Genomic DNA, 19,356 nt, shown 5'->3' with positions numbered 1-19,356 from the left:
CCGATCCCTATCCGGCACTGGCATGATTCTTCAGTATAAAAAGAGGCGATGAACTTCATGATCAGGCGCATATTTCGAAAAATGTCGCTCAAGCGGCGTCTATGGGTATCTTTTGTATTATTAACAGTCGTATGTATATCTGCCACGGGAACTTATGTTTCCGTGTTTTTTGCAGAGGAGATGGCCAGTCAGGCGACCAAGACGAGTCAGGAGACGCTCAACAAGACTGCCCAAGTGTTTGATGAGCGCATGCGCAATATTGTCGTCTCCATCTCTACGCTCATGATGGGCGAGCCGTTTCAACGGGCGATGCGCGATGTGCAGACGGGAAGCCGCAAGGAGTATTATAATCGGCTGTCGCAACTGCAGACCTCGTTCGCGCAATTAATGCTGACCGAGCAATCGATTGACTCCGTGCTCGTATCGACGCCGATCGGCGACTTCTATCCGACGGAGGTGCAGCGTATCCCGGGACGACGCTTCGAGAATACGCTGCTGTATGAGCAGCTTGAGCAGGCCGGGCCGAACTGGAGCCCGCAGTGGATCAGCGGTCATGCCGATGAGCTGTTCAGCCGCCCTCAGCCTGTGCTGTCATTTGTTATGAAGCCGCTGTTCGAGGTCAACCTGCCGGATGTTTATGTTGTGGTCAACATTCGCGAGGATCGCATGCTGGAGCTGCTGCAGGCTCACTTGAAGGAGGGCAGCCTCAAGCAGCTCGTCGTGGATCGTGCCCGTCAGCCGGTATTTTTCTCCTCGCCCGCCCCGGAGGCGCTTGTGGCGAAGCTGCTGGAGCAGATCGGCGACAGCAGCAGCGGGCATCTTGAGGAAATCTATGAGGGCAGCGCCTATCTGCTGAATTACACCTCGCTGGAGATGAATCCGAACTGGCTGCTGATCGGCTATCAGTCGAAGGCTGAGCTGCTGGCACCTGCGCAGCGGATGAGATGGACGATCCTGACTATCATGGGCGCGTGCATCGTGCTGGCGCTTATCCTCTCCAGCATGCTGTCCGAGCTGCTGCTCAAGCCGCTGTTCAAGCTGCGCAATCTGATGTTCAAGGTGGAGCAGAACCAGCTTGATGTGCGGTTTGAGAGCAACTTTCAGGACGAAATCAGTCAGGTCGGTCACAAGTTCAACCGCATGCTGGAGCAGATTAATGAGCTGATTCGGGAGGTCAAGGCCTCCGAGGAGGAGAAGCGCAAGTCGGAGATCAAGGCGCTGCAGGCTCAGATCGATCCGCACTTTCTGTATAATACGCTCAACACAATTTACTGGAAAAGCGAGATGGAAGAGCATCAGGCGGTGCGGGGCATGATCGTCTCGCTGTCGCTGCTGTTCCGGCTCGGCTTGAACAATGGCAAGGAGATGACGACGCTGCGCCAGGAGCTGGAGCATGTGACCCAGTATATGAAGCTGCAGACCATGTGTTATCCTGAGCTGTTTGATTACGAGATCGAAGCAGACGAGCAGTTGCTGGAGACGCCCGTGTTGAAGATCATCCTGCAGCCGCTTGTAGAAAATTCGATCTTGCATGGCATGCAGGAGTTGTCACGCCCCGGACGGATTCGAATCACGGCCTCCGCAGCAGACGGACTGCTATCGTTGTCCGTGTTCGATAATGGCTGCGGCATGGACGCGGCTGCAGTAACCCGCGCGCTGCAGGGCGGCGAGCTGCAGCGCACAAGCTACGCGTTGTCCAATGTACAGGCGCGGCTGGAGCTGTCTTACGGACAGCAGGCATCGATCCGGCTGGAGAGCGAGCTTGGAGCGTGGACTTGTGTCGCCTTGACATTTCCGATAGCAGGAGGTAACGGATCATGAAGATTACGATGTGCATCATTGATGATGTGAAGGCCGTCATCGACGGCATCGCACAGCGAATTCCGTGGCAGGAGCATGGCATCGAGATTATCGGCACGGCAACCAACGGCAAGGCTGGACTGGCGATGATCCGCGAGCGCAAGCCGGACATTGTCATGACCGACATTCGCATGCCGCAGAGCAGCGGCATCGATATGGTGCGTGAGCTCAGAGAGAGCGGTGAAAATGATACCAAGGTGATCTTTTTCAGCGGCTACTCCGATTTCGCATACGCTCAGGAGTCTGTGCGGCTGGGCGCCTTCGATTACCTGCTCAAGCCGTTTACTACCCAGCAGGTCATAGATACTGTATTGAAGGCCAAGGCAGTCATTGAAACCGAGCGAATCGAGCGGCATAGCCGTCTGGAGCTGGAGCGCAAGCTGCGAGAAAGTCTGCCCTCGCTGCGCCAGGAATATTTCCGGCTGCTTATCCGGCATGAGGAGCAGCCGGAGCGGGCGAGCGATAAGTGGGAGTTTCTTGACATCGACATGTTAATGGACACATTCGCAGTGATGGTGGTGCAGATTGAGGAGCTGATGGGTGAGGAGACGGGGATGCCGGTTCGCGAGGTCGAGCTGTCGCGCTTTGCGGTGCACAACATACTGGAGGAGACGCTCAAGAAGCACGCGAAGGGCATCGTGTTCCGCGAGCATCTGGGCCGCTTCGTCATCGTGCTCAACCCGGAGGAGGGACTGGCTGTGCTGGAGCTGGCTGAGAATTGCCGGGATAATGTGCGCCGGTATGCCAAGCGGGAAATCTCGATTGGCGTGGGCGGTTTGGCCTGCAGTATCGCCGAGATTTCCTTATCCTACCAACAAGCGATGACCGCGCTCAGCTATCAGTTCTATTCCGGCAGCGGCTGTATCATTGATTACCGGGATATTGAGCCGCAGGGCCGCGTCATCGCGGGCTACTCGGCGGAGAAGGAGACGGAGCTGCTCTATTGTCTTCGCTCCGGCAATCAGGAGGGCACGAAGCGGCTGCTCTGCGCGATCTTTGAGGAATGTCTGCGCTACCCCGCTCCGCCTGATCCGGAGATGACCGTCAATCTGTTCTACGGGCTGGCATTCTCGATGTATCGTATCATTGCGGAGAAGGCGGATGCTGCGCAGCGGGCCTGGCTGGACGACAAGCTGGCCGCGCTCAAGAACGGGCGCTATATGACGACTTCAGCACTGCAGGATGCGGTGCGCGAGCTGGGATTGACAGGCTGCGAATGGTTTCAGCGCCGGCAGCGCAACGACCTGGGCGAGCTGATCATGCAGGCGATATCCTATGTGCGCAGCAACCTGGGTCGCGAGCTGACGGTGCAGGAATGCGCGGGCGTCGTCCATCTCAGCCCCAGCTACTTCTCAACCCTGTTCAAAAAAGAAACCGGCATGACCTTCATGCAATATGTCACCGCGGCCCGAATGGAGAAGGCCAAGCATCTGCTGCTGGAGGGGATGCAGGTGCAGGACATTACGTTTGAGCTGGGCTACAAGGATCGGCCTTACTTTACCGAGCTGTTCAAAAAGCATACGGGTCTGACGCCGACCGAATTCCGCACCCGCTACGAGCAGGGAGGGAGCTAAGTCGACAGGTTGAATAGCGCAAAGTGATTTTGCCCTCCCTGAATCGTGTATTTACCCTTCTTGGGGGAAAGCGCTTCAATGCTACAATGAGTGCAAGCAAGGCGGACACCCTGTCGCCTGTGCCAGGCATTATCTTATGCGAGATCGGCAATCATCAAAGGGAGGGTTAACAGATGAAACAAACATTAGGTAAAAAAAGCGCACATGCACTGCTGCTGACAATCGTTGCAGCGTTGGTGCTGTCCGCCTGCTCCGCAAGCAATGCTCCGACCAAGAACACAGACGGCACGGGCGGCAACAGCGGGGCAGAGGACAAAACCAAGCTGACCTACTGGACGATGGACCGTCACGATATGGACTATATGCAGCAAAAGATTAATGCATACAACACCTCGAATACAGACCATATCGAGGTCGAGATGAAGGTGATGGCGGACAACTACAACCAGTCTCTGGAGGTGGCATTTGCCAGTAACCAGGCGCCGGATGTATTCAAGGTCAATGATTTTGAAGTGTACGTGACCAAAGGCTATCTAGCGCCGCTGGACGACCTGCTGAGCCAGCAATTTCTCGGACAGTTCGACGGAGTGCTGAAGGAAAAGGTAACGACACTGAAGGGCAAAGTCTACTCCTTGCCCAATACCGGACAGTTCTGGAGACTGCTGTATAATGTTGACCTGATGGAGAAGGCCGGCTTCAGCGAGCCGCCGAAGACGCTGGATGAAATGGTGGAAGCGGCCAAAATCATTACGGAGCAAGGTAAGTCGGAGGGAATCTACGGGTTCGCCAGCAACTTCAAGAACGGCTCAGGCTTTACCCGCCCGGCCTATGCCTCCGGCTCGGCCGACTCGGGCACCTCGCACGAGGGCTTCAACTACCAGACCGGAGAGTTCGATTTTGCCATGTATCGCGATGTAGCGGAGGCGTTGCGCCAGATCAAGGTGGACGGCAGCATGATTCCAGGCGCTGAATCGCTGGACATCGATCCGCTGAGAGCGCAGTTCGCTCAAGGCAAGATTGGCATGTACGTAAACCACTCCGGCGAGCCTTCTGTATATAATTCGCAATTCCCGACCGACATCAACTGGTCTTCGACGATGATTCCGACCAAGACCGGTGAAATTAACGGCGCAGTATGGGTGAACGCGGGCGCGTATATCGGTGTCAACGCGAAGTCGGACAAGCAAGACGCAGCGGCCAAGTTTATCGAATTCCTCTACAGCACCGAGCTGCGCAAGGAGTATCAGGAGAAGGGGCTCGGTATCTCCGTGCTGCCGTATGTGAACGCGGCCGCGGGCAAGCCGGAGCTGAAGGGCATCGACGGTTTCCTGCCGACCAAGTATGATGCCATCTTCCCGGTAACGCCGCTGGCGATTTCGGAGACGAAGCTTGAAGGGAAAAAGGCGGCGGATGTATTCACCGAATACATTTTGACAGGCAATCAGAGTATTGACGATGCGATTCAAGACATTAATACACGCTACAATAAGGCGTTGGCGGCTGCACGGAGCGAGGGGCTAACGGATATCGAAGCCGATCCGTCCTATGACACCAAGGCACTGCAGGGCACGCTGGGGAACGAATAGCAGGCAGCGGGCATGCGTCAGCGGCTTGAAGCCCCGCGTCAGCAGCTTTGCGAATGAGCGCGTCTCCCGCCTGTAGAGCGGGTGCTTGCGAGGCTCGTGGCATCTGGCGCGCAAGAAGGGGCGCAACTGCAATACGCTGCATGGCCTACGCTCCACAGTCCAAAGCTACCAGGCTGCCCGATCGGGGTGGCCTGGTAGCTTTCCTGGAAGTCCGGGAGCGGTCAAGGAACGGGAGCAGCAAGGCAGGTCGGTTGCCAAGGGCACAGGAGACATACAGAAGCAGCAGAAGCTGCCTCGCAGTCGCAACACTGCGGCTAGGCGGCGCTATGCCTGGCGTCGCGTTGCCGTATGCTGTCTATGGCCTACTGCCTGTATGGGCAAGGAAAGGAGCAAGTGAGATGGATCATTTATTTTTCTCCGCGGAGCAGACGCGGGAGTGGGGACGGATGTTCCGGGAGCAGTTCCCGCAAGCGGCTGCGGCTGCAGTCGCTGATGCCGACCGCTGGTGTGCGAGCCATGTCATCACGAGGAAAGGGCAGGAGATCGATCTGGGAACACCGATCGACTGGCTGTACAACCCGACAGGAGACAAGGAATTTACATGGGTACTCAATCGCTTCAAGCATTTGCGCTGTCTTGGCATTGCCTATGCGATGACCGGCGAAGAGAAGTATGCTTCCAAGGCGCTGGAGCATGTCATCGGCTGGATCGAATCGCAGCCGTGTCCGCACGGACGGCCTGCCGAGGAGTTGACCTACTTCCAGCAACCGGGTCCATGGCGGCTGCTTGAGGTTGGCCTGCGGCTGCGGCAGTGGGTGCATGCCTACCATTTCTTCAACGGCTCACAGAGCTGGGATGAGACTGCGATGGCGCAGTTTCTGGCATCAGTGAAGGAGCATGCCGAGTTTCTATCGACCTATAAGGCGAGCATCGAGATCAATCATTCCATTATGCATATGATCGGCCTGCTCGCCGCCTCGCTTACCTTCGTCTCCTGGCCAGAGAGCGAGCGCTGGCGGCAATGTGCCGTCACTCGTCTGGAGGAGTGTATTCGGGTGCAGGTGCTGCAAGACGGTGTTCACGCGGAGCTGACTCCGCACTACCATATGGTGTCGCTGGAGCTGTTCGTCGATTGCGCGGTTATGCTGCGCAAGCGCGGACAAACCTTCTCGGACGAATACGAGCGGATATTGGCGGGTATGGTGCAGTTTGCACGCAGCATGACAAGGCAGGATGGCACGATGGCTCCGTTCGCTGACTCGTATGCGACCACTGCGCCTGATCTGAATGCCGCAGCCTTATACTACGGCAACCCGGACTGGCTGCTGGAGGAGGAGCTGCATGAGCAGTTCTGGCTGGCTGGCCCGGAGCGGGTAGCAGGACTGCTTGCTCAGCACAGGGCGGCTGCGGGACGAACTGGAAGCGACAGTCGGGGTGCTGGGCTGCCGTTCGCCTTCAAGGAAGGCGGCTATTACGGGCTGGGAGACGACGAGCAGCAGTTGATTTTCGATGCAGGCGCATTGGGCGGCCCGCACGGTCATGCTGACGCACTCTCCTTCGAGTGGTGCGCCTATGGCGAGGCGTTATTCGTTGATCCGGGTGTCTATACGTACATGGAACATCCCTGGCGGCGGTATTTCAAGAGCACGGCGGCGCACAACACGGTACTGGTGGATGGGCAGGATCAGACGCCTTATCTGCGCACTCAGCGCTGGGGAGTTCCCGAGGCGGCTGTGACGCTCATTCATTGGGATGCGCAGCGCCAGATCATCTGTGCCGAGCATGACGGCTATGCCCGGCGGGGGATCGTCCATCGGCGGGCAATCTGGTTTTTGGACAGCGGCGAATGGGTCGTCATCGATCGGCTGCTCGGCTCAGGCGTTCACACGTACCAGCATCGCTTGCACAGCAGGCTGCTGGAGTGGCGTCTGGAGAAGCTGAACATCCAGGAGGATGTGCAGTCTGGGGAAGCAGGAGAAGAAGTAGCCGGGGAAGCAGCCGGGAAAGTAGCCGGACATGCAGCAGAAGTTGCAGCAGGAAGACAGGGGGCAGCCCTCCACATGGCGGCCTATCTCGCGTCCGGCAGCGGCCTTGTTGGCGGTGTGCGCCCGGAACTGGGCTGCGATCTGCTGCTGCTGGGGCCGCCTTCGCTGGAGCTGGATGTGGAGGACAGTTGGGAATCGGTGGTGTCGATGTCGCTGCAGCCGCTCAAGGTCGTACAGAGCTTGCTGACAGCGCAAGGCGATGCATGGTTCGTCACCGTCATGAAGCCGCACATCGGCGGCTCGCGGCTCGTTCCAGCCGAATGGAGTATCCGGTTTGAGCAGGGGGAGCCGGTACTCTATCAGCATCATGCTGCAGGGGAGCGGCGCTTTGCGGCCGGGAGAGACCTGTCCCTGTAAATATTTTATTATTAGGAGTGGTTAGACATGAGCAGAATCAACCAATGGGAGAATGCCGAGCCGGGCGTGCAACGTAAAATTTTTGCACCGGGACAATCGATCATGATGATGGAGGTGCATTTTGAGCAAGATGCAGAGGGCTACCTGCACAGCCATGTACATGAGCAGCTTTCGTATTGCCTGGAGGGGAAGCTGGAGTTCACTATTGACGGTGAAACAACAGTTATTTCCGCCGGGGAGACGCTCTATATTCCTAGTGGAGCCGAGCATGGCTGCCGTGCGCTGGAGCCGAGCAAGCTGCTGGACACCTTCACCCCGCTAAGACTAGATTTGCTGGCGGAGTAGATGCTCTCCTCCTTCCAGGTGGCAGGTCGTGCGGTCTGTTGAAGCCAGTTGGGCGGTCAGGCGGCAACCTTTGGACGGTTTCCCTCGTTAGATTAGGTAGCATATCGTTAGCTGATCGGCTTGCACTTGCTTGCTGTAGCCAGCGCGATAGAAGGCAGGGGGGAGCAGAGAATGAGAAAGCTTGTGATCACCGCCATCATTCTGGCAGCGGTCAGTATGCTGGCTGCAGGGTCATACCTCGTCGTTGCTACAGTGACGGGAAACGTTGAAGTCCACGAGCAGTCAGGGGTGGAGATGATAGAGCAGGGTGACGCGGCAACGTCTTCATCGGGGCCGAAGGAAATGCTGTCCTCCGCAGAGCCCCTGGACGATGAGACGGATTCGGGAATCTGGCTGGAGCGGGCTACCCGCGAAGGGGGTGGCTTTACGAACAGCTTCACGCTGGCGCCGGACAATGGCAATGAGCTCCAGGTGTACGTGCATAACTGCAACGCCTCCAGAAAGGTGATCGTGAAGGTTATGGAGGAGACGAGCGGCATGGATTTCGACTACGAGGATGTTGCGCCTGGAAAGCAACTGACTCGCCGTTTTCGTATGGCAGATGGCAGCGGCGTAGCCGGGGAGTGGAAGGTGCAGGTAACAAGCCGGGACGGCCATGCCTTGAATGTGGATGTAGCCGTCCGTCAGCTCAATCAGTCGGAAGCGACAGAGCAGGGGCGTTGACAACCCGAGCGGACTGCACTATAATGACCCTTAATCTCATAACGAAATGTTACGATTAGAATTAGTAGGAATGAATGAGCTTCCAGAGAGCCGTTGGGTGGTGTGAAACGGCAGCAGCGTTCATTGTGAACTCGTCTATGAACAGCTTCCCGACAATGTAGGGACAGACGGCTTCCCCCGTTACAGGGATAGATGGTGATGGCCATCGAATGAGCTCATTTCGTTATGGAAATGAATTAGAGTGGTACCGCGGGTTCAACCTCGTCTCTATTTTTAGAGACGGGGTTTTTTTATTTTCCAAGGAGGAATGGACAATGACAAGAAGCATTATGGTATTGGATACTACGTTGCGGGATGGAGAACAGGTGCCGGGAGCGAAGCTGAACATGCACCAAAAAGTCGAGTTTGCCCGTCAGCTCCAACAGTTGAACGTTGACATCATCGAGGCAGGCTTTCCGGCTTCGTCGCTGGGGGATTTTCAGGCGGTACAGGAGATTGCGCGGACTGTCGGGGATCGCGTCTCGATTACGGCACTCGCCCGGGCGGTGAAGAGCGACATCGACAGCGTCTACGAGAGCATTAAGCTCGCACAGCAGCCATTTATTCATATCGTACTGGGCACCTCGAATATTCATGTCGAGAAGAAATTCAACCGTTCCAGAGATGCGGTCATGCAGATGGGGGTGGATGCGGTCAAGTATGCGCGCACGCTGCTGCCCCAGGTGCAATACTCGACAGAGGACGCCTCGCGGTCGGACTTTGATTATTTGTGGAGGACAATCGAGGCGGTGGTCAAGGCGGGCGCGACGATCATTAATGTGCCGGACACGGTCGGCTATGCGGTGCCGGAGGAATTCGGGGAACTGATTCGCAACATTAACGAACGGCTCAGAAACCTCGATGACCGGGTGATCCTGAGCGTCCACTGCCATAATGATCTGGGGCTGGCAACTGCCAATACACTCGCAGCGATCAAGAATGGCGCGCAGAAGGTCGAATGCACAATTAACGGGCTTGGCGAGCGAGCCGGGAACACCTCGCTGGAGGAGGTGGTCATGGGGCTGAAGGTGAGAGAGAATTACTTTGGCTGCTCGACCGCGATTAATACGAAGGAGCTGCTGCGAACCTCCAGATTGCTAACTCATCTGACCGGGCTGGATGTTCAGGTCAACAAGGCGATTACTGGCGAGAACGCCTTTGCACACTCCTCTGGCATTCACCAGGATGGCTTGCTCAAGGATAAAAATGTATATGAGATTATGTCTCCCGAGGAGATCGGCGGGGAGAGCATGGAGCTTATCCTGACCGCCCGTTCCGGTCGCCATGCCTTCCGTAATGCGGTGGAGAAGCTGGGCTTTGCAGCGGGAGAGGGCGATGACTTCGAGTCGCTGTTCCAGAAGTTCCTGGCTCTGGCTGATGCGAAGAAGGAGGTCTACGATCATGATGTGTTCGAGCTTGTATCCGGCCATCGCACGTTGGATCAGAGCAACAGCAGACTGTATGAGCTGGCATCCTTCCAGGTCATTGCGAATTCACTCAGCCCTACGGCAACGGTGCAACTGCGAAGAGGGCAGGAGACGGTGGCAGGGAGTGCGATCGGAGATGGGCCGATCGATGCGCTGTACACCGCGATTTGCAGCCTGACGGACATGAAGGTGGAGCTGAAGGATTATAAGATCAACAGCCTGTCGCGCGGCAAGGAGGCCATCGGCCGGGTCACGATCCGCATCGAGCATGAAGGCCGCATCTACTGTGGCAGGGCATTAGATACCGATATTATCAAAGCGAGCGGGATCGCGTTGCTGAACGGCATTAATGCGGCGCTGCTGGATAGCGGCGAGCCTCATATGGGGTAGCCGTCGCTCCCGCCATGCAGGCATCAGGCGGCGGCTGAACAAGCATTGTGCCCGCCGTCTGCCCTGCTCTGCTCTGGCGTATCGTGCCATCTGGCGGACAGGCCCGAATTAGGTCACATGCGCGGTCATGCTGCTCTCGTCATGCTGCTTCCTTGAAGCTCAAGCTCAGTGCCCTGGCCGCCATTCCACTGCTTCCAGCGCGGCAGCCAGTGCGGCGATGCCAGGCCGAATGTCCGCATAGGGCGGCCGGGCATAGCAGAGCCGAATGAAGCCGGGCTCAGCCCCATATACGCTGCCGGGTACGAACACTACGCCGCGCCGAATCGCCTCGTCGAGCAGACGGCTCTCGTCGATGCCAGGAGGAAGCTTGCACCACAGATTCAGCCCGCCCTGTGGGGGTGTATATGTAAGCTTGCCTAGCATCAGATCATTAAGGGCGGACTCCATCTCCAGTTGCTTCTCCAGCAGCGAGAGCTGCAGCGACGACAGATGGCTGTGGAATCTGGGATGCTCCAGCAGCTCTGCGGCGGCCCATTGCGAGAGACTGCCGAGGCCGAAATCCATCTGCTGCTTCGCATCCGACAGGCGGCTAATGACCGCGCGCGGCCCCACCATCCAACCGATGCGCAGGCCGGAGGCGGCGATCTTGGACAGGGTGCCGACATACAGCACGCTGCCATCTCGATCGGCCGACTTGAGCAGCGGCGGCGGAGCGCCGCTGAAGGCGGTCAGGCTGAACGGATCATCCTCGACGATCGGGATGCCCAGCGAGGAGGCTGCCGCCAGCACTTGCTTGCGTTTGTCCGCCGCCAAGACCGTGCCGGTCGGGTTCTGGAAGTTCGGATTAAGGAAAATCATCCGAATCCGGTGCTCGCGGTGTAGCCGCAGTATATCCTCAGGGTCCACTCCGTTATCGTGGACAGGCAGCCGGAAGATGCGCAAGCCTGCAGATTGGAACATGGATAACGAATAACTGTAGGAGGGCGCCTCGAGAGCTACCGCATCTCCGGGAGAGAGGAGACATTGATTAATCAGATACAGCGACTGTTGCGATCCCGACGTGATCAGAATGGAGGATTCCGACACCTCCCATCCATGATAACGGTGAAGAAAGCGGCCGATCGCCCGCCGTAGCGCCAGATTGCCCTGGGGGTCATCATAGCCCAGATAGCCGCTGAACGGCCGCTGCTGTAGGATGGACTGCACGAGCTCACCGGGGAATAAGTCCTCTGACAGCTCGCCGCTGGCCAGATCAATCATCCCTTCCCCGCGCTGCGCCGCCTCTCGTACCTTGCGCATGAGCGGGAGATTGGGCAGAAATGCGCCGCCGTCCGTGTATCGTTGCCAGTTTGGAGCCTGGGCGGAATGGACGCCCCATTTGCTGCTGCTGACCCGCGTGCCGCTGCCTATAGCGCTCTCTACGAGTCCAGCGGCACGCAGCTCGTCATAGGCCTGGATAATCGTGCTGCGATTCACGCCAAGCTGCTGCGCAAGCCTCCGCTCGGAAGGCAGCGTACTTGCAGGAGGCAGCTCGCCACTAGCGATGCTGCGCTCGAGCTCCGCTGCGATCTGCCGATAGATGGGCTGCTTGCTCTCTCGGTTAGGCTTCCACACTTTGCTTCGCTCCCCGTATATCATATCCGCAAGCTGCTGTGCGCGGTATTGGTGAAGGTCTGGGACAGACACAGCACAGCGTGCTGCTGTATCCGCCGCCAATCATCAGCACTCGGCGATCAGCTTGCGTTCCTGCTCTTTTCTTAATTTCCGTCATCGTTATTATTGTACGGCTTCCTATCCAGATGCAAGCCGCGAGCCTCAAGGTTTATGAACATACGGTGAACGACGGTTATTATTTTATACGATGCCATTGAACTGGAGGGGGAAATTGCTCGATAATTGGATGGTTACATGACCATCCGGTTTCGGTTATTGTTAACATAAAGGGGGGATGAGCATGAGCTATATTCTCGTCGTTATTGTAATACTGATTGCGGTATTGGCAACGCTGCTAGTGGGACACTCCAAGGAAAACACCAAGGGTGATCCGACATACGGTCAAAATATGGGCAAAAAATGGACGCGTCTGACCATGTTCTACGTTGTATCTGCTGTCGTCAGCATCGTATTGCTATCCATTTATATTGTGACCAGATAACACAAACGGGAAGGGGGAGTGAGGATGAGCGGTCAGAAGGTTCGTGCAGCAGTGATTCAATCTGCGCCCATGCTGTTTGACAGGAGCTCTGCGCTCGACAAGCTGTCCATATGGGCGGCTAGAGCGGCTGAGCAGGGAGCGGGGCTGGTCGTGTTTCCTGAGGTGTTCGTTCCCGGTTATCCACGGGGGCTGTCCATGGGTGCGCGCGTCGGGAGTCGCAGTGCGGAGGGAAGGCTGGATTGGGCACGCTATTGGGAGAGCGCGATTGATGTTCCAGGTGCCGAATGCAGGCAGATCGGGGCGCTTGCCAGGCAGCATCGCTTGCATCTGGCAGTCGGCGTTGTAGAGCGAGATACAGAATATAGCCGGGCTACGCTGTACAACACCATTTTGTATTTTGGCCCGGATGGAAGTCTGCTCGGCAAGCATCGCAAGCTGGTGCCAACCGGATCAGAACGGCTGCTGTGGGGGCAAGGGGATGGCAGCACGCTGACAGTCATCGACACGCCGTTTGGACGGATCGGCGGCTTGATCTGTTGGGAGAATTACATGCCGCTCGCCCGAACGGCGATGTATGCCAAGGGCATCGATATATTGCTTACGCCTACTGCGGATGCCAGGGAGACGTGGCAATCGACCATCCGCCACATTGCCTGTGAAGGCCGCTGCTACGTATTGTCTAGCAACCAGTATGTGACCAAGGACATGTATCCTCAGGATCTGGCTTGCTATGACGATATAGCTGCAGACGAGGCGACACTCTGCAACGGCGGCAGTGCCATCGTCGATCCGCTGGGCAACTATGCGGCGCCGCCGTTATATGATGAGGAAGGAATGCTGCTTGCAGACCTGGATATGGCCAAGGTTGTGCAGAGCCGCTATGATTTCGATGCCGTCGGTCATTACAGCCGTCCTGATGTGTTCCAGTTATATGTGAATGAAGCGAAGCAGCCTGGCGTTACTCGGCTGACAGGACAGGAATAGCCTGTGTCAGCTCCTGTACCCGCGCTGCCCAAGTATGCTTCATCGCATAGCGTATTCGTGCGCTGCAATCTCCCGGCTCTCTCAGACGATGCAGCACCATATGGATGAAGGAGTCGGTCGAGCGGCAGCAATCGATAGGTTAAGCGAAAAGCACAATCACAGCCATCATTGCCCTCCCCTTTTGCAGATGATTTAATGCAATGTATGTAAGCGTTGTATGCTGCATAACCATTAAAGGATGGAACCGTTCATTCGGGAGAGGGGATGGATGATGCTTGTTTTTGTGCTGAATTATACCCGCACTCCAGCCGCCCGCATGACTGTAAGGGCGGCCGGAGTGCTGCTGCCGCAAGCTGTGATCGTCCCGGTCGAGCAGCCTGCGGGCCGCTTGATGAATAGATGGCTGGGGGAGCACCCTGAGGCAGCGCTTGTCATGGTCATCCCGGCCGGGGCGGTGCTGCTGCATGTGTTTGGAGAGGAGGCGGCAGGCTGGAGAAGAAGGATGGAGGAGGAGGGCCTGGGCTGGCTATGTATCCATTCGGCGCTTCGTTCCCCGGCACAGCAGCGCACGCCGCTGTACCCTCAGGAAATTATGCTATGGAACAGGAGACTTCTGGTTAGCGGCGAATGTCATGGATTTGCTGATGAGCGGCTACTGCCGTTCCAGGACTATGTCGCTTACGATAAATACTGTCAGCTTGCCTCACGCAGCGACGGATCGGAGCTGGTCACCTCCAGCTATCGTCCTCCGATTCAACGTCCGCCAGCCTGGCAACGTCGCGAGGAAGAATGGGCTGCGGTACGCCCGCTGTTGGAAGCGCCTGCATCCTATGTGACAGGCAGGGCTGCTGGCGGCACTGTCCAGCTAACCCCGCCTGCTGCTGAAGGTGACGGCGCTTCCTTGACAGTAACCGCACCTGCTGGAGCAGTTGGACCCTCGGCGGCAGACGACAGCATCATATCGGGTACAACAGCACTGATAACAATTGTAATCTGTGTATATAAAGATGAGGAATATCTGCCGTGGGCGGTGCGCAGTGTATTGAAGCAGACGAGCAACAACTGGGAGCTGATTATTGTGGATGATGCCTCTCCCACGGATGTTGGCGAGCTTATGGCGAGCCTGTTTCCTGCTGCACCAATCTATGTACTCCGCCATGATCGCAATCGTGGCAAGGCTACCGCTCTGAATACAGCTCTTGCAGTAGCGCGCGGCAGTTGGCTGCTGGAGCTGGACGCCGATGATTGGCTGTCTTGTGATGCCATTGAACAGTTGACCGCCGCAGCCGCCGCAGCCAGTGATGGCGTCGCCCTGCTCCATAGCGACTATTGGGAATGGCAGGAGCGCAGCAAGCACCAGTTGATCATCCGGGGGGTGCACCAGGCTGCTCCGGTTGCTGACAGCCGCCGACTGCTGGAGCGGGCTCGGCCGCTGTTGCCTCGTCTATACCGGCTGTCCGCGCTGCGGGAGCAGGGGGGCTGGCGGCAGGCGGACCCGTTCTACGGCCGGCTCTATGAGGATATGGAGATGCTCATTCGGCTGCTTCGGCAATATGATTCGGAGTATATTCCCGCGGCGTTATACCATCTGCGCATGCGGGGGAACAGCATAACCAAGCGTCATGCCTCCGCCTATGCTGCTTGGAAGCTGTGGGCGCTCGCGAGCTTCTCCGAGATTGACAAGCGTTAGCGAGGCGGCAAAGGGGCCTCGCTAGACCATCAGGATGCACGAAAGCAAGTCCAGTGAACAGGGTGACCTCCTTGGGGGCTGGTAGACGATGAAGAGGACTGCTGGTCAAGCTGCGTTATTACCTGACACACCATGCAGAGGCCGACGCGGTTGCGGCTGCTGGCAGGTTGCGCTTGGCGCGCGACCATATGTGGAGAAGAAGGTTATAGGAGCTGTTCGCCAGCTTGAATGTGCAACCTGGAAGGAAGAAAGTGGGGTGAACGCGACAGCTATAAAGCGGACGGCCATGGCATACGCTAACGAGTGAAGGAGGCGATGTGTAATGGCGAAGCAGCAGGGACATGGAGCAAAAAATACGACTACCCGCTCCTCTGACAAGAAAAGCAACGGCAAAGGGAACAATCATTAGGGAGCGTCTGAGCACTCTGAACGATCAGATCTGGCCGAATGCTTGTTCAACGCAGTATGGGGCGAAAAGGCGATCTGCAGCTTGGATGGGGGGCGCACAGTCGGGCCGTTCACCGAATACACTGGGGTATGCTCTGCAAGTCTATAAGAGAGAGGTGTATGCTGTGACCAGACAGCAAAGGCAACTGCTCCTTATATTGATAGGCTACGTGCTGCTGGCCGCGCTCTTGTGCTTGTGGCAGTTCTAGTCCATTCCCCCTGCCAACTCTGATGGCTGTGACAGCAGTCAGCCCCCCTTGTCTTTAGAAACCGTCCGGCTCATCGACCCGGGCGGTTTCTTGCTGCTTTGCCCGCTAGCGGGCGGAGAGTGGGACGAAGCATTGCTTCGGAGAGGTCTGCTGCGTCCCAGTGACTGCATATTCCCGCTTATAGTTGCTGCTTGAGCAGCGCGAATGTACAATAGGGTACAGCTAACTCTCATCATTTGACCGTATTTTTACATAAGGAAGTGGTACATATGGCAGCCGTAATTATGAATGAGAAGATCAAGGCCGCAGAGGTTCAACTGACCGGACTACAGGGCGAGGATTTGGGGATCGTGACACGGGAGGCAGCGCTTGCGATGGCACGAGAGGCCAAGGCTGATCTGGTCTGCCTCTCGCTGATGTCCAGCCCTCCCCCCTGCAAGCTGGAGGCCAGGGGCAAGGCGAAGCAGCAGGCGCCGCTTGCCAAGCGCCAGGAGGGCGCAGGCGCCAAGGTGAAGGAGCTGCGGCTTACACCGCATATCGAGGACCATGATTATGACACCAAGCTGAGGCAGGCCGCCAAGCTGCTTGAGGGCGGCATCAGCGTGCAGCTTGTCGTGCGCATCCAGGGCAAGGAGGGCGCCAAGGCGAAGGAATTGCTGGAGCGTCTGGTTCGCGACCTTGCGGGCAACGGAACCAAGCAGAGCGGGCTGCAACTGAGCGGCAAGCAGGCCGCTGTTGTGCTGCTGCCGCTGGAGGCTAGATAAGCAGCTTATCGAACACGCAAGCAAAAAGGAGTGTGCCCGATGAAGGCGGTCACCATCTATGATATTGCCCGCGAGGCGAATGTATCGGTAGCGACCGTGTCGCGTGTGCTGAACAACACAGCCCCGGTTAAGAAGGAAACCAGAGACAAAGTCGTAGCCTTGATTCGGAAACATCAGTTCCAGCCCAATGCGCTGGCTCGCAGCCTGTCCAAGAAATCGACCGGCATGATTGGCGTGATTATCCCAGACATGACGAACCCCTTCTTTCCTGCCTTGCTGGCTGGACTGGAGCAGGAGGCTCGCAGCCAAGGCTATACAATGTTCCTGTGCGATACGGTCTCGACACTGGGCACAGGATCGGAGCAGTATGAACGGGAATCGGATTATGTAAGCCTGCTGCTGGAAAAGCAGATTGACGGTATGATCTGGATTGGAGGGCGGGTCAATCTGGCCAAGCCTGCCGAGCATCTGGTCAGAGAGGCGGTTGAGGTTAGCAAGCGAGTCCCGCTGCTGCTCGTCAATGGCTGTATGCCCGGCACGGGAATACAGCGCGTCTATGTGGACGAGCAGGAAGGCGCGTCGCTGGCAGCTCAATACCTCATAGATGCGGGACATCGTCATATTGCATTTGCCGGCGGGTACACCCAGCTTTCGAACACTCGTCAGCGCAGACAGGGCTTTGCCCGGACGATGAGAGCCAATCACATTGCAATACGCAAGGAATGGATGCTGGATGGCGGATTCAATGTCGAGAGCGGCAAGCAGTTCTTGCATCATCTGCTCGCTCTTCCCGAGCGACCAACGGCGGTGCTATGTGCCAATGATCTGGTGGCTGTCGGCATGCTGAAGGCGGCGAGCAAGGCGGGCATTCGCGTCCCGGAGGAGCTTTCGCTCGTAGGCTTTGACGATATTCCCTACGCATCGGACTGTATCCCCGAGCTGACAACGATCTCGCTCAAGGGCAACGAAGTTGGGAGGCTGGCAGCGAAGAGGCTGTGCGACATGATCGCAGGAGCGAAGAGCAGCAAGAGCATGAAGGTGCTGCCGGAGCTTGTTGTACGCGAGTCGGTCTCGCGGATTAGCCAGGTCTCTACAGGCAATAGAACATAAGCGTATGGCTCAGCAATGAGCGATGCGCTTTTTTTTTTCGTTCGGAGGATGCCCTGATACCTACCCCCATGACATATCCTGGCATACATAACATGCTAGAAGTCGACAAATAATGGTCTTAAAGCAAAAGGAGGGATGAGCTTGACTACAAAAAGCGCCGGGAGCGGCAAGTACAAGAAAATTGCGATGTCCAGCAAGGAATACAAGCAATTTGCCAAAAACCGCGAGCCTTCGCGTTCCATCGGCAAAAACTGTCTGCGCGCCTTCCTCGTAGGCGGCGGGATTTGCCTGATCGGCCAATGTGTTCAGACCATGTTTATGCACTACTTTAAGATGTCCCAGACCCAAGCAGGCAATCCGACGGTCGCCGTCATGATTTTGCTGGCGGTTATCCTCACTTGCCTAGGCGTATACGACAAGCTGGCGCAATGGGCAGGGGCGGGCTCGGCTGTACCGGTGACAGGCTTTGCCAACTCCATGTGCTCCGCTGCGCTGGAGCATCGTAGCGAAGGGCTGGTGCTTGGCGTCGGCGGACACATGTTCCGGCTTGCGGGCTCGGTTATCGTATTTGGCACCGTGGCAGCCTTCTTTGTCGGTATCGTTCACCTTATCCTCGGGACGGGGGGACAATAAGATGCTGCGCGGAAAGCAAACATGGTGGTTTGAGAACCGTCCGGTCATCATCGGCTCAGCGGCCATTGTCGGGCCGGACGAAGGGGACGGGCCGCTGGCCTCCTGCTTTGATCTGGTGCACCCTGAACTGGATATGCAGCAGAAGTCATGGGAGAAGGCAGAGCGGCTGCTTATGGAGCAGGCCGCAGATTTTGCGATTCGCAATGCCGGCATCCGCAAGGAGCAGCTGCAGTTCTATGTAGGAGGCGACCTGCTGAATCAGATCATTAGCAGCAGCTTTGCCGCCAGGGATCTCGGGTTGCCTTATCTGGGCGTCTTCGGAGCTTGCTCGACCTCGATGGAGTCGCTGGCGCTGGCGGCGCTGCTCGTCAATTCCAGATCGGCAACGCATGTGCTGGCAGGTGTATGCAGTCATAACTGCACGGCGGAGAAGCAGTTCCGCTACCCGACCGAATATGGCTCGCAGAAGCCGCCGACAGCGCAGTATACCGTAACCGGCGGGGGCGCGGCGATCGTGGCGGAAGCAGGGGCTGGGCCCGTCATCTCCTGTGCGACGATTGGCAAGATTGTCGATCTGGGCATTACCGATCCATTCAATATGGGAGCGGCGATGGCGCCCGCAGCGGTCGATACGATTCAGGCGCATCTGGAGGATACCGGCCGCACGCCGAAGGACTATGATCTGATTGTGACTGGCGATCTGGCCTCCATCGGGCATCAGATTGCCACGGAACTGCTGGAGCGCAGCGGCGTCCCGATCGGCGAGACACAGTTCGGCGACTGCGGATTAATGATCTATGATATGGAGAAGCAAAAGCAGCTTGTGCAGGCCGGAGGCAGCGGCTGTGCCTGCTCTGCCGTAGTGACTTACGGTCATCTGCTGGATCGTATCCGCAAGGGGGAGCTGAAGCGTATGCTGGTCGTGGCCACCGGCGCGCTGCTCTCCCCGCTTTCCTATCAGCAGGGAGAATCGATTCCGTGCATTGCGCACGCGGTCTCAATAGAAGGAGGACAATGA

At 57.2% G+C, this 19,356-nt stretch carries 17 protein-coding genes and 1 other annotated feature; of the genes, 16 read left to right on the top strand and 1 reads right to left on the bottom strand.

The features are described from left to right. Nucleotides 1–162: 162 nt before the first annotated feature. The 8 genes from ACY1JZ_RS11045 to ACY1JZ_RS11010 all read left to right on the top strand — a co-directional run bounded on the left by ACY1JZ_RS11045 (nucleotide 163) and on the right by ACY1JZ_RS11010 (nucleotide 10,346). On the top strand, nucleotides 163–1,821 hold the full coding sequence (locus ACY1JZ_RS11045; protein WP_462629181.1) for a sensor histidine kinase: 1,659 nt from the start codon (nucleotides 163–165) through the stop codon (nucleotides 1,819–1,821). Beyond that, entirely contained in the window at nucleotides 1,818–3,434 is a 1,617-nt protein-coding gene (locus tag ACY1JZ_RS11040) for a helix-turn-helix domain-containing protein (RefSeq protein ID WP_462629179.1), read from the top strand. The genes ACY1JZ_RS11045 and ACY1JZ_RS11040 overlap by 4 nt, the downstream gene beginning before the upstream one ends. A gap of 173 nt (nucleotides 3,435–3,607) precedes the next feature. Further along, a complete protein-coding gene (locus ACY1JZ_RS11035; protein ID WP_462629177.1) occupies nucleotides 3,608–5,020 on the top strand; it encodes an ABC transporter substrate-binding protein in 1,413 nt (470 codons plus the stop codon). Nucleotides 5,021–5,105: 85 nt separating this feature from the next. Beyond that, entirely contained in the window at nucleotides 5,106–5,417 is a 312-nt protein-coding gene (locus tag ACY1JZ_RS11030; protein WP_462629175.1) for a hypothetical protein, read from the top strand. A gap of 1 nt (nucleotide 5,418) precedes the next feature. Further along, a complete protein-coding gene (locus ACY1JZ_RS11025) occupies nucleotides 5,419–7,422 on the top strand; it encodes a heparinase II/III family protein (protein WP_462629173.1) in 2,004 nt (667 codons plus the stop codon). Between the two features lie 27 nt (nucleotides 7,423–7,449). Further along, nucleotides 7,450–7,767, top strand: coding sequence for a cupin domain-containing protein (locus ACY1JZ_RS11020; RefSeq protein ID WP_270164421.1), 318 nt, complete (start codon nucleotides 7,450–7,452; stop codon nucleotides 7,765–7,767). A gap of 171 nt (nucleotides 7,768–7,938) precedes the next feature. Next, complete coding sequence (locus tag ACY1JZ_RS11015) at nucleotides 7,939–8,490, top strand: hypothetical protein (RefSeq protein WP_462629172.1); 552 nt, start codon at nucleotides 7,939–7,941, stop codon at nucleotides 8,488–8,490. A 42-nt stretch (nucleotides 8,491–8,532) separates the two neighbouring features. Then, nucleotides 8,533–8,762: a binding site (T-box leader), on the top strand. A gap of 42 nt (nucleotides 8,763–8,804) precedes the next feature. Beyond that, the gene (locus ACY1JZ_RS11010; protein ID WP_462629171.1) at nucleotides 8,805–10,346 is read left to right on the top strand and encodes a 2-isopropylmalate synthase; all 1,542 of its coding nucleotides are present in this window, start codon (nucleotides 8,805–8,807) and stop codon (nucleotides 10,344–10,346) included. Between the two features lie 165 nt (nucleotides 10,347–10,511). On the opposite strand, the gene ACY1JZ_RS11005 is transcribed toward ACY1JZ_RS11010, so the two are convergent. Next, nucleotides 10,512–11,960, bottom strand: a complete 1,449-nt coding sequence (locus ACY1JZ_RS11005; protein WP_462629170.1) for an aminotransferase-like domain-containing protein — start codon at nucleotides 11,958–11,960, stop codon at nucleotides 10,512–10,514. Nucleotides 11,961–12,300: 340 nt separating this feature from the next. On the opposite strand from ACY1JZ_RS11005, the gene ACY1JZ_RS11000 reads away from it, so the two are divergent. From ACY1JZ_RS11000 to spoVAD, 8 genes are all read left to right on the top strand, one after another. Continuing rightward, the gene (locus ACY1JZ_RS11000) at nucleotides 12,301–12,501 is read left to right on the top strand and encodes a hypothetical protein (RefSeq protein WP_270164417.1); all 201 of its coding nucleotides are present in this window, start codon (nucleotides 12,301–12,303) and stop codon (nucleotides 12,499–12,501) included. Nucleotides 12,502–12,525: 24 nt separating this feature from the next. Next, nucleotides 12,526–13,485 carry a carbon-nitrogen hydrolase family protein gene (locus ACY1JZ_RS10995; protein WP_462629169.1) on the top strand — a complete coding sequence of 320 codons (960 nt, stop codon included), beginning with the start codon at nucleotides 12,526–12,528 and terminating at the stop codon, nucleotides 13,483–13,485. A 268-nt stretch (nucleotides 13,486–13,753) separates the two neighbouring features. Next, on the top strand, nucleotides 13,754–15,175 hold the full coding sequence (locus ACY1JZ_RS10990) for a glycosyltransferase family 2 protein (protein ID WP_462629168.1): 1,422 nt from the start codon (nucleotides 13,754–13,756) through the stop codon (nucleotides 15,173–15,175). Between the two features lie 98 nt (nucleotides 15,176–15,273). After that, a complete protein-coding gene (locus tag ACY1JZ_RS10985; protein WP_462629398.1) occupies nucleotides 15,274–15,384 on the top strand; it encodes a glycosyltransferase family protein in 111 nt (36 codons plus the stop codon). Between the two features lie 716 nt (nucleotides 15,385–16,100). After that, complete coding sequence (infC, locus tag ACY1JZ_RS10980; RefSeq protein ID WP_462629167.1) at nucleotides 16,101–16,595, top strand: translation initiation factor IF-3; 495 nt, start codon at nucleotides 16,101–16,103, stop codon at nucleotides 16,593–16,595. A gap of 39 nt (nucleotides 16,596–16,634) precedes the next feature. After that, nucleotides 16,635–17,705, top strand: coding sequence for a LacI family DNA-binding transcriptional regulator (locus tag ACY1JZ_RS10975; RefSeq protein ID WP_462629166.1), 1,071 nt, complete (start codon nucleotides 16,635–16,637; stop codon nucleotides 17,703–17,705). A gap of 135 nt (nucleotides 17,706–17,840) precedes the next feature. Beyond that, nucleotides 17,841–18,338, top strand: coding sequence for a stage V sporulation protein AC (gene spoVAC / locus ACY1JZ_RS10970; RefSeq protein ID WP_462629165.1), 498 nt, complete (start codon nucleotides 17,841–17,843; stop codon nucleotides 18,336–18,338). Between the two features lies 1 nt (nucleotide 18,339). Continuing rightward, on the top strand, nucleotides 18,340–19,356 hold the full coding sequence (gene spoVAD, locus ACY1JZ_RS10965) for a stage V sporulation protein AD (RefSeq protein ID WP_462629164.1): 1,017 nt from the start codon (nucleotides 18,340–18,342) through the stop codon (nucleotides 19,354–19,356).

It is taken from the genome of Paenibacillus sp. J5 (assembly GCF_054955055.1).
The sequence above is the reverse complement of the archived record's forward strand: the minus strand, read 5'-3'. Positions and strand labels throughout refer to the sequence as shown.

Excerpts from the sequence above, each read along its gene's own strand:
- ACY1JZ_RS11040 (WP_462629179.1), top strand. The coding sequence starts at position 1,818 with ATGAAGATTACGATGTGCATCATTGATGATGTGAAGGCCGTCATCGAC.
- ACY1JZ_RS11035 (WP_462629177.1), top strand. The coding sequence starts at position 3,608 with ATGAAACAAACATTAGGTAAAAAAAGCGCACATGCACTGCTGCTGACA.
- ACY1JZ_RS11025 (WP_462629173.1), top strand. The coding sequence starts at position 5,419 with ATGGATCATTTATTTTTCTCCGCGGAGCAGACGCGGGAGTGGGGACGG.
- ACY1JZ_RS11020 (WP_270164421.1), top strand. The coding sequence starts at position 7,450 with ATGAGCAGAATCAACCAATGGGAGAATGCCGAGCCGGGCGTGCAACGT.
- ACY1JZ_RS11015 (WP_462629172.1), top strand. The coding sequence starts at position 7,939 with ATGAGAAAGCTTGTGATCACCGCCATCATTCTGGCAGCGGTCAGTATG.
- ACY1JZ_RS11010 (WP_462629171.1), top strand. The coding sequence starts at position 8,805 with ATGACAAGAAGCATTATGGTATTGGATACTACGTTGCGGGATGGAGAA.
- ACY1JZ_RS11000 (WP_270164417.1), top strand. The coding sequence starts at position 12,301 with ATGAGCTATATTCTCGTCGTTATTGTAATACTGATTGCGGTATTGGCA.
- ACY1JZ_RS10995 (WP_462629169.1), top strand. The coding sequence starts at position 12,526 with ATGAGCGGTCAGAAGGTTCGTGCAGCAGTGATTCAATCTGCGCCCATG.
- ACY1JZ_RS10990 (WP_462629168.1), top strand. The coding sequence starts at position 13,754 with ATGATGCTTGTTTTTGTGCTGAATTATACCCGCACTCCAGCCGCCCGC.
- infC (WP_462629167.1), top strand. The coding sequence starts at position 16,101 with ATGGCAGCCGTAATTATGAATGAGAAGATCAAGGCCGCAGAGGTTCAA.
- ACY1JZ_RS10975 (WP_462629166.1), top strand. The coding sequence starts at position 16,635 with ATGAAGGCGGTCACCATCTATGATATTGCCCGCGAGGCGAATGTATCG.
- spoVAC (WP_462629165.1), top strand. The coding sequence starts at position 17,841 with ATGAGCTTGACTACAAAAAGCGCCGGGAGCGGCAAGTACAAGAAAATT.
- spoVAD (WP_462629164.1), top strand. The coding sequence starts at position 18,340 with ATGCTGCGCGGAAAGCAAACATGGTGGTTTGAGAACCGTCCGGTCATC.